The sequence below is a fragment of the Xenorhabdus indica genome, assembly GCF_014467235.1.
In the GTDB taxonomy this organism is placed as follows: Bacteria; Pseudomonadota; Gammaproteobacteria; order Enterobacterales; family Enterobacteriaceae; genus Xenorhabdus; species Xenorhabdus indica.
The window spans coordinates 19,842-32,924 of record NZ_NKHP01000022.1 but is presented as its reverse complement, the minus strand read 5'-3'; the positions used below and the strand labels follow the sequence as shown (position 1 = coordinate 32,924).

General features: G+C 43.2%; 9 protein-coding genes. 8 read left to right on the top strand and 1 reads right to left on the bottom strand.

The window, feature by feature from the left end; translation table 11 throughout:
* Positions 1 to 69 precede the first annotated feature (69 nt).
* From Xind_RS15320 to iolB, 8 genes are all read left to right on the top strand, one after another.
* Positions 70 to 1,581, top strand: coding sequence for a CoA-acylating methylmalonate-semialdehyde dehydrogenase (locus Xind_RS15320; protein ID WP_047679845.1), 1,512 nt, complete (start codon positions 70 to 72; stop codon positions 1,579 to 1,581).
* Between the two features lie 4 nt (positions 1,582 to 1,585).
* Positions 1,586 to 3,550 (top strand): 3D-(3,5/4)-trihydroxycyclohexane-1,2-dione acylhydrolase (decyclizing), encoded by a 1,965-nt coding sequence (gene iolD / locus Xind_RS15315; protein WP_047679847.1) that lies wholly within the window; start codon positions 1,586 to 1,588, stop codon positions 3,548 to 3,550.
* A gap of 403 nt (positions 3,551 to 3,953) precedes the next feature.
* The gene (gene iolG, locus Xind_RS15310) at positions 3,954 to 4,940 is read left to right on the top strand and encodes an inositol 2-dehydrogenase (protein ID WP_047679849.1); all 987 of its coding nucleotides are present in this window, start codon (positions 3,954 to 3,956) and stop codon (positions 4,938 to 4,940) included.
* 102 nt (positions 4,941 to 5,042) lie between these two features.
* Entirely contained in the window at positions 5,043 to 6,731 is a 1,689-nt protein-coding gene (locus tag Xind_RS15305) for a solute:sodium symporter family transporter (protein WP_187650420.1), read from the top strand.
* Between the two features lie 66 nt (positions 6,732 to 6,797).
* Complete coding sequence (locus Xind_RS15300) at positions 6,798 to 7,931, top strand: Gfo/Idh/MocA family protein (protein ID WP_187650419.1); 1,134 nt, start codon at positions 6,798 to 6,800, stop codon at positions 7,929 to 7,931.
* Positions 7,932 to 7,987: 56 nt separating this feature from the next.
* Complete coding sequence (locus Xind_RS15295) at positions 7,988 to 9,946, top strand: bifunctional 5-dehydro-2-deoxygluconokinase/5-dehydro-2-deoxyphosphogluconate aldolase (RefSeq protein ID WP_047679855.1); 1,959 nt, start codon at positions 7,988 to 7,990, stop codon at positions 9,944 to 9,946.
* 28 nt (positions 9,947 to 9,974) lie between these two features.
* Complete coding sequence (gene iolE / locus Xind_RS15290) at positions 9,975 to 10,865, top strand: myo-inosose-2 dehydratase (RefSeq protein WP_047679857.1); 891 nt, start codon at positions 9,975 to 9,977, stop codon at positions 10,863 to 10,865.
* A 35-nt stretch (positions 10,866 to 10,900) separates the two neighbouring features.
* Positions 10,901 to 11,731, top strand: a complete 831-nt coding sequence (gene iolB, locus Xind_RS15285) for a 5-deoxy-glucuronate isomerase (protein WP_047679859.1) — start codon at positions 10,901 to 10,903, stop codon at positions 11,729 to 11,731.
* Positions 11,732 to 11,786: 55 nt separating this feature from the next.
* On the opposite strand, the gene Xind_RS15280 is transcribed toward iolB, so the two are convergent.
* Positions 11,787 to 13,070 carry a cytosine permease gene (locus tag Xind_RS15280; RefSeq protein WP_187650418.1) on the bottom strand — a complete coding sequence of 428 codons (1,284 nt, stop codon included), beginning with the start codon at positions 13,068 to 13,070 and terminating at the stop codon, positions 11,787 to 11,789.
* Positions 13,071 to 13,083 lie beyond the last annotated feature (13 nt).

The window sequence follows — 13,083 nt, the reverse complement described above, 5'->3', positions numbered from 1 at the left end:
GATTCAATTCATAATGATTCAGCTCATCTTAAATGGTTAACCTTATAATTGTATTGAGAGAGGCTCAGAATGGAACAGATTAAAAATTTTATTGGCGGGCAACTCATTGGTAGTCAAAGTGATCGTATTTCATTTGTGTTTAACCCGGCGACAGGACAGTCAATTCGTCAAGTTGCCATGAGCACAGTTCAAGAGACTCAATCAGCTATTGGATCTGCTCACCAGGCCTTTAAGGAGTGGTCTAAAACCCCTCCATTGAAAAGAGCCAGGATCATGTTCAAATTTAAATCATTACTTGAAGAAAATCAGGAGCGGCTAGCTTGTCTGATTTCCGAAGAACATGGAAAAATCTATTCTGATGCAGTGGGGGAATTGACTCGTGGCCTTGAGGTTGTCGAATTTGCCTGTGGTATTCCCCACTTACAGAAAGGAGAACATTCTGCCAATGTGGGTACAGGCGTTGATAGTCATTCCCTGATGCAACCACTGGGCGTTTGTGCAGGAATTACTCCATTCAATTTTCCGGCAATGGTTTCGATGTGGATGTTCCCGATTGCATTAGCGACGGGAAATACCTTCGTTCTGAAACCTTCTGAAAAAGATCCTTCTCTCTCAATCGAACTGGCTAAATTATTGCAGCAGGCGGGTTTGCCGGATGGGGTATTTAATGTTGTACAAGGAGATAAGGAAGCCGTTGATGTATTGCTGACTGATCCTCATATTGAGGCGGTGAGTTTTGTTGGTTCTACACCGATTGCAGAATATGTTTATACCACGGCATCCGCACATGGCAAGCGTTGTCAGGCATTAGGGGGCGCGAAAAACCATTGCATCCTTATGCCGGATGCCGATATGGATATGGCTGCGAACGCCATTATCGGGGCAGCCTTTGGCGCAGCAGGAGAGCGTTGTATGGCATTGTCTGTTGTTCTGGCGATTGGGGATGAAATTGCAGATGAGCTGGTAGCAAGACTTCAGAATCAAATTGACAAAATGGCTATCGGTGCAGGGGTCACCGAAGGCAGGGAAAATGACATGGGGCCAGTCATCTCTGAGCAACACAAGGCTAAAATTTGTCATTACATTGACAGTGGCGTAGCTCAGGGAGCGAAATTGCTGGTGGACGGGCGTGGATATCAGGTTCCTGATTATGAAAACGGCTATTTCGTCGGGCCTACCTTATTTGATTATGTCACGCCAGAGATGAAAATCTATCAGGAAGAGATATTCGGGCCAGTGTTGTCCATTGTTCGCATACAGGATTATGCAGCAGCTCTGAGATTGATTAATCAGCATGAATACGGTAATGGTGCTGCTATCTTTACCCGTGATGGGGAAACTGCCCGTCAGTTCAGTGAAGATGTACAGGCTGGCATGGTTGGCATCAATATACCTATTCCTGTGCCAATGGCATTTCATAGTTTCGGAGGCTGGAAACGCTCCATTTTCGGCCCACTGAATGTGCATGGTAATGATGGTGTGCGTTTCTATACCCGGATGAAAACAGTAACCAGTCGCTGGCCAGCCAGTGTGCGTCTGGAACACCATGACAGTAGCTTTATCATGCCAACGATGGAGTAATATCATGAATGCATCAATAACGCATGCGCAATCAACGAATACACAAAAGATGACAATGGCTCAGGCTCTGGTCAAATTTCTCAATCAGCAATATATCAATGTTGACGGTGAAGAATTTCCCTTTATTTGTGGCGTCTTCACCATATTTGGTCATGGTAATGTCGTGGGATTAGGGCAGGCGTTAGAGCAAGAACCGGGGCATCTCAGCGTTTATCAGGGGTGTAATGAACAGGGTATGGCACATATTGCTACCGGTTTTGCCAAGCAGAAAAAACGCCGACAGATTTTTGCTGTAACCTCTTCTGTCGGGCCGGGGGCGGCCAATATGGTTACAGCCGCCGCTACAGCAACTGCGAACCGTATCCCGTTACTATTATTACCGGGAGATACTTTTGCATGTCGTCAGCCTGATCCGGTTTTACAGCAGGTTGAACAGTATGGTGACGGCACCATCAGCACTAACGATTGTTTTCGCCCTGTTTCGCGCTATTGGGATCGCATTTCCAGACCTGAACAATTGATGAGTGCAATGATCCACGCTATGCGAGTATTAACTGATCCGGCAGATACAGGTGCAGTGACCATCTGCTTACCGCAGGATGTGCAGGGGGAAGTATGGAATTACCCTGATTACTTCTTCCAGAAACGAGTACATCGTCTTGAACGCCGACCTGCTACTTTGCCCCGTATTCAGGATGCCGTAGAGCTTATCCAGCGTAAGAAAAGACCGTTGCTGATTTGCGGGGGCGGAGTCCGTTATTCTGATGCTCATGCGGCTTTCCGTCAGTTCGTTGAAACTTTCAATATTCCATTTGCTGAAACACAGGCAGGTAAAAGTGCTATTGTCGCAACACATCCCTTGAATTGTGGTGGGATCGGTACAACGGGTTGTCTGGCAGCAAATTTGCTGGCTAAAGACGCTGATCTAATTATAGGTGTTGGTACACGTTTTACTGACTTTACTACTGCATCAAAGTCTTTGTTCCAAAATCCGCAAGTTGAATTTCTTACAATAAATGTAGCAGAATTTGATGCCAGCAAGCTGGATGCCGTCGCAGTTATTGCTGATGCCAGAGAAGGGCTGAATGCGATCATTCAGGCATTGGTAAAAACGGCATGGCGTTCTGACTGGCAGCAGGAAATTATGCAGGCAAAAGCAACCTGGCAACAAGAACTGTCACGGTTGTTTTCCATACAGTATCAGGTCGGGGACAAACCGGAAATTGCGGGTCAGTTGGATGATAAATTAAATGAATACAGTGAAACATTGCAGACTAATCTGACTCAGACACGGGTACTAGGCCTGATGGATCATCATCTGGAACCTAATGCCATTATTGTTGGAGCAGCGGGTTCCTTGCCGGGAGATTTACAGCGATTGTGGCAGCCTAAAGAGCCTGATACTTATCACCTTGAATACGGTTATTCCTGTATGGGGTATGAAATAGCAGCAGCACTAGGGGCAAAACTTGCCTGTCCGAACCAACCTGTTTATGCAATGGTTGGGGATGGATCTTATATGATGTTACACAGTGAATTACAAACAGCGATTCAGGAAAACATCAAGATTACCGTGTTATTGTTCGATAATGCCGGTTTTGGTTGTATTAATAACTTGCAGATGAGTCAGGGTATGGGGAGTTTTGCGACAGAAAATCGCTATCGTAATCAACAAAGTGGTCAGTTAGATGGCGTACTTGTACAGGTAGATTTTGCCAAGAACGCAGAAAGTTATGGCTGCAAAAGTTACCGGGTACATAACGAACAGCAACTGATTGCTGCTTTGCAGGATGCCAGAACACAACCCCGCGCAACTTTAATCGATATTAAAGTGCTGCCAAAAACCATGACCCATGATTATGAAGCATGGTGGAGAACAGGAACAGCACAGGTTGCAGACAACCTTGCCGTTACAACGGCGGCTGAAAACATCAGGCAATATGTGGAGAAATATACTCGTCAATATTAATTTTCTTGCGATGTAGTCCCTGCAATATGGTTTGATACTGCCTGTCTGGTGGTAAAACGAACCATTCTATGTTGGATATGGAAATTTTATTTCATATCCAACCACGTCATTGTCATAGTTGGTTGATCACGGTTTATTGAACACATTGTATTCTTTTAGCCATGCCTTAGTGGAATGATTTTTTTATATTATTCTATGATTTTAAAGTGAATTTATATTAGTCATCCAATGAAATAACACTTTTTTCGTGACAGATATAACACTAATTGCAGCTTTTTCATCACAAAATGCTAACCACTTCTAAAAAATAAAATTTTCAAATAAACCAAAATTGAAATAAATATTTTAATTGATATATTTTTATCCACCCAAAAAGCAGATACAGAGGTATCAAGGAGCATTTATGTTCAATATTGCATTATTTGGCGCAGGTAGGATTGGGCAGGTTCACGCGGCTAATATTGCCAATCATAGAGAAACTCGCCTTTATTCCGTGATTGACCCTTATCAGACAAATGCTGAGATACTGGCACAGAAATATCAGTCTAAAATACAATCGACTGAAGAAGCGATGGCTGATCCCAATGTGCACGGTGTTCTTATTGCATCAGCAACAGATACACATGCTGATTTGATCGAACTGGCGGCTCGGCACAATAAAATGATTTTCTGCGAAAAGCCGGTTCATCTTGACCTTGAGCGGGTTCGACAGTGCCTTGCTATAGTCAAGCAGTTTCAGGCTCCTCTGTTTGTTGGTTTCAACCGTCGATATGATCCCCAGTTTCGTCGGATGAAAAATTTATTCCATTCCGGCAAAATTGGTAAAGTAGAATCTCTGCTTATCACATCCCGTGATCCTTCTCCTCCGCTTGCTGAATATATCCGGGTTTCTGGTGGTATGTTCAGGGACATGACCATTCATGATTTTGACATGGCTCGTTTTATTATCGGTGAAGAACCCTGTGCTATTTATGCACAAGGCAGTAATTTGGTCGACCCGGCCATTGGTCTGGCTGGTGATATTGATACTGCGTTTATTGTTATGAAGTTTCCTTCAGGAGCGATGGTAACCATCTCCAACAGCCGTCGTTCAGGGTATGGTTATGACCAACGCCTTGAATTACATGGTGAAAAAGGCTTGCTGACGGCAGGTAACATTAAGGAAAACAGCGTGGAATTTTGGGGAGAAAATGGATGCCTTTCTGCCAAACCTGAACATTTTTTCCTGCAACGTTACCATGAGGCGTATATCGCGGAATGGAGCCATTTTGTTGATGTTATGGCAGGCAGGGCCACTCCAGAAACCACGGGGTTTGATGGTGCACAAGCATTGTACCTTGCTGATAAAGCACTTGAATCCTTACTGACTGGTAAGGAAATTAAATTATAAGCAACAGAATTTCATAAAAATAAGAAAGATTATTTTTTCAAGAAAATCGTTTTCTTGTCGGCCTATTGTTGCCTTTTGGCAGCAAATCAGGGGGAGGAATATATGTCCGCTTTTCTTTCTTTTGTTGGTTTTACCCTGCTGGTTGCTGGGATTGCTTATTATAAAACAAGGAACAAACATTTAATTGATTCCACTGAAGGGTATTTTCTAGGTGGACGCTCTATGACCGGCGTTTATATCGGCAGTTCCATGTTATTAATGAACCTATCCACCGAACATCTGATTGGTTTGAATGGATTGGCATTCAGAACAGGGTTTATTGTTATGGCATGGGAAGTTATAGCTGCGTTAACTATTGTGCTGTTTGCCATTTATTTTTTGCCAAAATATTTAAAATTGGGTATCTCAACAATTCCTGAATATCTGGAGCGGCGATTTGATAAAAACACATTGCTGATTACCTCAATTTTATTTCTGGCAATGTACGTCATTTCGTTACTGCCTATTGTTTTATATACCGGAGCTATTGCACTGGAAAGTTTATTTCAGGTTTCCCAGATATTTCAGATCGATAAAACCACTGCATTATGGATTATGGTCTGGGGTGTTGGCGGGCTTGGTGCTATTTACGCTATTTTTGGCGGAATTAAAGCCATTGCAGTTGCCGATACCTTTAATGGCATCGGATTAATTGTCGGTGGCGGGCTTGTTACTATTTTCGCTTTATTGTACGTAGGCGATGGCAGTGCATGGAAAGGCCTGGCCGACGTTTATCAGGCACATCCTGATAAATTTAACTCCATTGGCAGCGAAGATTCACTTGTCCCATTCTCAACTTTGTTCACAGGATTGATCATTTCTAACATGTTTTTCTGGTGTACTAACCAATCAATCGTACAAAAATCTCTGGGTGCAAAGAATCTGGCAGAAGGGCAAAAAGGGGTGATGTTATGTGCTGTGTTGAAGCTTATTATCCCGTCTATCATTATCTTACCCGGCGTTATCGCATTTCATATCTTCAATGGGCAAATAGATAACCCGGATAATGCCTATCCTGCATTAGTGCAATTAGTTTTGCCTAAAATACTGGTTGGCTTTTTTGCCGCGGTTGTTGTCGGAGCTGTATTCTCAACATTCAGTGGGGGGCTGAACTCTTCCGTTACTCTGTTTACTGTCAATATTTACAAACAACGAATTAATCCTAATGCCAGCGAAGCACAGACGGTCGCAGTGGGTAAATATCTGGGCATTGGGCTGGCATTGCTAACCATGATTATTGCGCCACTTGTTGCTAATGCACCGGATGGTTTGTTTTACTTGATCCAGCAATTACAGGGGATTTTCAACGCTCCGATTCTCAGTGTTGTGCTTGTCGGGTTAATGACAAAACGTGTTCCTCCGATTGCCGCAAAACTGGGTCTGTTATTTGGCATGTCGGCTTATATCGTCTGTAACTTTATCCTGCACATCAATATCCATTTCTTCCATTTGGTCGGTATCCTGTTTGTACTGAATGTTATTTTCATGCTGACGATTGGTTATTTCTTCCCTGCTGAAACTTATCAGGAAGTATATACAAAACAAGTGGATATTACGCCGTGGTCTATGGTGAAACCAATAGGATGGTTGATTACTTTGGCGGCAATATCAATGTATGTTTTTCTGGCACAGAACGTGCCGCTATATGTGCTGATACTCTACTATGTGTTTGCTGCCGGGATCTTGGGTTACGTCTTTTATCAAATCAATAAGGCATGGTTTAAACGCCCTATTCACAGGAAAAGTGCATAGAAAAAACCAGACCCAGACAAAAAAGACATAAAAAAACCTGAATGATGGAATCGGAGAATAAATAACATGAAAGAGATTCGGATTGGGTTAATTGGCGCGGGTTATATTGGACGTTCCCATGCTATCGCTTATGCACAAGCGCCTACAGTATTTCCACTAAAAGTGAAACTGATACGTGAAATGATTGCAGGAATAACCCCTGAACTTGCTCAGGCTCACGCAAAAGAACTTGGTTTTCTGCGTTCAACCGGAGATTGGCGGGAACTGGTTGCTGATCCAAACATTGATGTGGTTGATATATGTACACCTAATTTCTTGCATAAAGAAATGGTATTAGAAGCTATCAAACATGGCAAACATATCTATTGTGAAAAACCACTGGCTTTGAACTCCCAGGATGCCAAAGAAATGATGGCAGCAGCGACAGATGCGGGAGTGAAGACGCTGGTAGGTTTTAACTATATGAAAAACCCTACAGCACAGTTAGCAAAAGAAATTATCTCGAAGGGTGAAATCGGTGAGGTCGTGCACTTTTACGGCACACATAATGAAGATTATATGGCAGATCCTCTGAGTCCGATTCATTGGCACTGCTTTAAAGATAAAGCAGGTTTGGGAGCACTTGGTGATCTTGCCTCTCATATTATCAATATGGCGCAGTATCTGGTGGGGGACATAATGACTGTCTGCGGTGATATAGAAACAATAGTAAAAGCACGCCCTGAAAAATCCGGTTCTCCAGTGTTAGTTCCCGTTGAAAACGAAGATCAAGCACATGCGTTGGTACGTTTCGATACAGGAGCAATGGGGGTGATTGAAACTTCCCGTATTGCTTGTGGCCGCAAAATGGGGCTGAGCTATATCATGACAGGTACTAAAGGTACGCTGAGCTTTACTCAGGAACGAATGGCTGAATTGAAACTATATCGACATGATGAACCGGCAAATCGTCAGGGGTTCAAAACTATTCTGGTTGGGCCGGAACATCCGGATTACGCTCCTTTCTGTAATGGTGCCGGCCATGGCATTGGTTTCAATGACCAGAAGACGGTGGAAGTCAGGGATTTGATTGATGGTATCGCTCAGGATCAGGCTATTTGGCCTGATTTTACTGAAGGTTGGAAAGTCTCCCGTATTTTAGATGCGATTGTACGCTCTCATGACCAAAAACGTTGGGTTAACGTTTCTGAAATTAATTAAATCTCGTAGTTAGCAAAATTGGTTTTCAAAACGCGTACTTGTTAAGAGGCAGAGTGATGGAGCAACATAAAAAGTTTGATGTTATCTGTATGGGGCGTATTGCCGTTGATCTATATGGCCAGCAAATAGGCGCCCGTCTGGAAGACATGAGCAGTTTCTCTAAATACCTTGGTGGTTCTTCCGGGAATGTAGCCTACGGCACTGCGCTTCAGGGATTGAAATCATCCATGTTGGCCAGAGTTGGTGATGAACATATGGGGCGTTTCTTACGTGAAGAACTGGAGAGAGTGGGGTGTGATACCAGCCATTTGGTCGCAGATAAAGAGAGGCTCACGGCTTTAGTGTTACTCGGTATTAAAGATAATGAAACTTTCCCACTGATTTTCTACCGTGATAATTGTGCTGACATGGCTATTACCCGCGATGATTTCAGCGAAGACTATATTGCGTCCGCCCGTTGTCTGGCAATTACGGGAACACATCTTTCCCATCCGCAAACCCAGGATGCGGTGTTGACAGCATTACAATATGCCCGTCGCAATGGGGTAAAAACGGTACTTGATATCGATTACCGCCCCGTATTATGGGGGCTGACATCACTTGGAGACGGAGAAACCCGTTATATCGCTTCAGCGCAGGTCACAGTACAATTACAGAAAGTGCTTTCTCAATTTGATCTGATTGTAGGAACTGAAGAGGAATTTCATATTGCAGGCGGCTCTAAAAATACCATTGACGCCTTGCGTTGTGTAAGGGAGCTAAGTAAAGCAACACTAGTCTGCAAACGTGGGTCATTAGGCTGTTCCGTGTTTACCGAAAATATTCCTGATATCCTTGATGAAGGAATCACAGTGCAGGGAATTAAAGTAGACGTACTAAACGTCTTGGGGGCTGGTGATGCCTTTATGTCTGGCTTGCTACGGGGATACCTTAATAATGAAAGTTGGGCGCAGAGCTGTACATATGCGAATACCTGTGGTGCATTAGTGGTTTCCCGTCATGGTTGCGCGCCAGCGATGCCAGATAAAACTGAGTTGGATAATTACCTTGTACGTTCTGCGGAAGTTCATCGCCCTGATTTAGACATTCATCTAAACCATCTCCATCGTATTAGTGGCCGTCATAAACTTGGTGGTCGTCATAAACAGTGGCAAGAGTTGTGTGTTATGGCGTTTGATCACCGTATCCAGTTTGTTGAAATGGCCCGTAAGGTTAATGCCAATCTTGATCGCATTTCACAATTAAAAAAATTGTTATTCCGCGCCAGTCAGGAAGTGAGTGCAGAAGCCAGTCTGGAAGGTCATACCGGAATATTGTGTGACAGCACTTTCGGGCAGGATGTTCTTAATGCAGCGACTGGAAAAGGACTATGGATTGGGCGTCCGATTGAATTACCGGGTTCCCGTCCACTGCGCTTAGAGCATGGTGATATTGGTTCACAGCTTATCCGTTGGCCAAGGGAACATATCGTGAAATGCCTGGTATTTTTCCATCCTGAAGATGCTTATTCTTTGCGTTTGGAGCAGGAAAGAACAGTTCAGGAAATTTATGCAGCCTGTTGCCAATCTGGTCATGAATTATTATTGGAAGTGATCTTACCATCGGGTATGACGCATTCTGATGAGCTTTACTTGCGCGCACTCCAACGTTTTTACAATCTCGGCATTAAACCGGATTGGTGGAAATTACCCCCTATGCAGCCCACGACCTGGGATCAAATTGAAGAATTAATTACTCAGCGAGATCCTTATTGTCATGGAGTCGTGCTCCTTGGTTTGGATGTTTCCGAAGAGATATTAAAGGCAGGTTTTAACGCTGCGGCGGGTAAATCCATTGTCAAAGGTTTTGCTGTTGGGCGTACGCTGTTTGCTAAACCATCCCTAAAATGGCTGGCTGGTGAAGTTGATGATCAAACACTCATCCTGCAAGTAAAAACGAATTATAACAATCTGATTAGCTATTGGCGTCAACGTGGTAGTGAAGAAAAAAGCTGGCGCATAACTTGCTCTCACTAATTTACTCTCACCTTACAGGAGAACCATCATGGTTGTTCAACTTGGCATTAATCCTTTGACATGGACCAATGATGATCTGCCTTCTCTGGGCGCAGAAACCCCGTTGGAAACTTGTTTGGCAGAGGGGCGGCAGGCAGGATTTGCGGGTTTTGAACTTGGTAATAAATTTCCCCGTCATTCACATATATTAGGGCCAATTCTGGCCTCCCATGATTTGCAATTGGTGTCTGGTTGGTATTCAGGGAATTTACTGACGCGCAGTGTTGCAGAAGAAATTATGGCCGTTCAGCCGCATTTAACCTTGTTACGTGAACTGGGTGCAAAGGTGATGGCCTTTGCAGAAGTGACCCATTGCATACATGGTGAACAGGATAAGCCAGTGCATTTAAGGCCTTTTTTCCCGGCAGAATGCTGGCAAGAGTATGGAGAAAAGTTGACAAAATTTGCCCATTATACTCAATCACAAGGTGTTCAGATTGCCTATCACCATCATATGGGCACAGTGATTGAAAGTGCAGAGGACATTGATAATTTGATGAAAAACACGGGTGAGGCAGTGGGACTATTACTGGATACCGGTCATTTAACCTTTACCGGAGATGACCCACTAACCGTAGCAAAACGTTGGAATAAACGAATCAATCACATACATTGCAAAGACATACGTCTGGATGTGCTGAAAGAAGTCAAAAATCGCAAAATGAGTTTCCTAGATGCAGTATTAAGTGGCGTTTTTACTGTACCTGGTGATGGTTGTGTGAATTACACGGACATTTTTAATGTATTAAAAGCCAATGATTATCATGGTTGGCTGGTTGTTGAAGCAGAACAGGATCCGGCTGTTGCTCATCCACTGACGTACGCCACACTGGGGTATAACAATTTGTCACGTTTGGCCAGAGAGGCCGGCTTGATTTAAGACGCTGACATTAAAAATGACCTTGAGGTAAGCACATGTCTAATTTGCTATCAAAGTATCATAAGCCTGATCAGCACAAGCGGACGCAACATATCACACCAGAAATAGCGAACTGGGGATATGTTCATTTTGATGTTTATGAACTGAATGCGGGAGAGTCAATAACATTAGCGGCTTCGGAAAATGAAACTTGTTTAGTATTGATTGCAGGAAAAGCGACTGTGGTTACTGCCCAACAAAGATTCGAGCAGATTGGTGATCGTATGAATCCATTCGAGCGCAAAAAACCTTATGCTGTTTATGTTGAGCCGCATGAAACAATGGAAATTGTCGCTCACACTCATCTTGAACTGGCTGTTTGTCAGGCAAAAAGTAAAGGGAATTATTCCACCCGATTGATTACACCACAGGATATCGGTGCTGAACAACGTGGTAACGGTAACAACCGTCGTTATGTCCATAACATCCTGCCAGATCATCAGCCTGCTGATAGTTTATTGGTGGTTGAGGTTTATACTGATGAAGGCTGTACCAGCTCTTACCCTAGCCATAAACATGATACCGATAATGAACCACAGGAAACCTATTTAGAAGAAACTTATTATCACCGATTAAATCCACCACAAGGTTTTTGTTTACAGCGTGTTTATACTGATGATCGCTCACTGGATGAAACGATGGCGGTATATAACAAAGATGTTGTTATGGTGCCGGGAGGATATCACCCGGTAGCGACTATTGCTGGGTATGACAGCTACTACCTGAATGTGATGGCAGGACCAACTCGTAAATGGTTATTTACTTGGGAAACAGACCATCAATGGGTTAATGGTGAAGCTTATGCCGAAAAGCATGCCAGCCGTTAGGGGCAGGGATTCGATTATTGCTCCCAAACAGGGAGCAATACATCAAGAGTTATCATTATGGGAGGCGTTTAAAGGTACATTTAATTAACCAATAAATTACACTTGCCATCAATAATGAATTAATTGTCGGTACTCCCCATTCAATAGTTAATCCAATAACACTACCGATAATACTGGCAAATATTGCTGCCCAGCCGATAGTTGGAGTTTCGTCTGGAAGATTACCTTTCTGCTTACTTTCATCTAATACTTTGCGATAAGAGCGCAAAATATAATAATCAACTAACATTACTCCCAATATTGGTGGGAAAACAACACCAAGTACAGTAAGAAAATCTACAAATCGGTCTAAAATGCCGAGAATGGAAAACAAAGTTCCCAATATTCCAATTATGATCGTTGTTGGAGGATAGTGTAATTTTTTACCGGTGATACCTTCGACAGCATTAATAATTCCCAATGATGAAGAGTACAAGTTCAGATCATTCACTCTTAATGTTGAGCATACGACAACGAATAAGCCTGCACCACCTGTGGCTTGTGACATAATGGTAACAACATCAGCCGTATTTAATGCTTTCGCGATTAAAATTGCCAGACCATTAATGACAAATTCACCAGCAATAATTGTCAGCAAAGTGATCCCAAGAACATGTTTTCCTGATTTAGTATAGCGAGTCAGATCCGGAGTCATCAGACTGGCAACAATCGCCCCCCCAACAACTATTGTAATACCTGCACTGATAGACAGAGTTTCATCTGAATGAGGCAGCTTTAAAATTTCATACCAACGTTGGCCTGAATCACCTAATAATACGCTGGTGGAGATATAAGCAACCAGAAGAATAAACATGGGTACAGCAATTCTGGCAGTAAACCGTAATGCCCTAAAACCAAAAGCGACTAATGTCGTTAATAACGTGCCGGATATTGCCGCAGATAAACCAAATCCGAGTTTATTCCCGGAAGCGAAGTTAAGAGATTTAGCAAAAATAGCATTTTGGATACCAAACCAGCCTAATAGACTGACAGCAATAATGAGGCCAATTAATACCGAACCTATTCGACCAAAACCACACCATCGTGCCAGTAGACTGCCAGAGAGCCCCTCTCGCATACCTGCAAAGCCAAGCCCAAAAGTAACAATACCAAAGAGCAGACTGCCGATAAAAATAACAATAAATGCATCTGTCAGTGCCATGGAGTTGCCGAGGACAGCACCAAGCATAAACTGATCTAATGCTGTTAACATGCCCATATGGACGATAGCCACGCTCAGCAGAGATAGACGCTGTTGTTGTGGTACTCTGCTAAGTGGGTAGTCTTCAACTTTAATCATGATATTCAGTTAT